At 65.4% G+C, this 791-nt stretch carries 1 protein-coding gene; it reads right to left on the bottom strand.

Features of this window, described 5'->3' with window-relative positions; genetic code table 11:
• Positions 1–791 (bottom strand): hypothetical protein (locus AC08OO_RS18220; protein WP_476618810.1); only part of this gene is annotated, 791 nt, incomplete at both ends.

Here is a 791-nt window from a genome sequence, read left to right as displayed (position 1 = left end):
TACGTCGAGGGCCTGAACCAGCACGGTCGTGGCGGTCTGGACTGATGCGAGCAGGTCGTCCCGGCTTGCTCCAGGAATCGACCCTGCGTCCAAGCCGGCTCGCGCGACGTACGCCGAGAGCTCGCCGGTCTGGGTCGATGTCATCCGCGCCCGGCAGACCGGGTTGCCCAGTAGTTCCCGGGCGACGAAGGCGTCCGCGGAATGCTCGGCCATGTCGATCAGCTCAGCGCACTGGAGATCGATCCCCTCGTTGACTGCCGCAGATGAGGCGAGGTCGACTGCGGTCAGGCCAAGTCGGAGATGGAACATCGTTGTTGGCCGGTCGCAGGAGAAACGAGCGGACCGGACCGCACCGAGCAGGGCTTCGAGGTCTATGTTGTCCCGCCGAGCGGCCCCGATGTTGATGTAAGCGCGAAGGCATGCCGCTACGGCGGTTTCCCAGGGCTGGCTCACCACGCTGCTGTCAATAAGGGCTAGTGCCGGATCGGTGTGCCCGCTGCGGACGTGGGCGATGATGCGTGCCTGGCGGGATTCTCGGAGCATTTCCTGGGCATCGTCGTATCGTGCTGCGTGCGCTGCTGCTTCTTCCCAGCGGCCGGCGGCCACCAGGTTTCGGGTGCCATCGTCGAGCATAACGACACGCATCCATTGAGCGGCTTTTGGGTACTCGCTATCCGCCGTGATGAATCCGCGGAAGGAGATGCGCTCGCCGTGGATCAGGGCGTCGCTGCCTGTGCGGGCTGCCCGTTCGATCTCGTTCAGCTCGTGGTGGGCACCGCCGGGATTTCCGG

It is taken from the genome of Frankia sp. CeCAU1, assembly GCF_977971845.1.
Note: the sequence above shows the minus strand (reverse complement) of the source record. Positions and strands in the feature narration are given on the sequence as shown.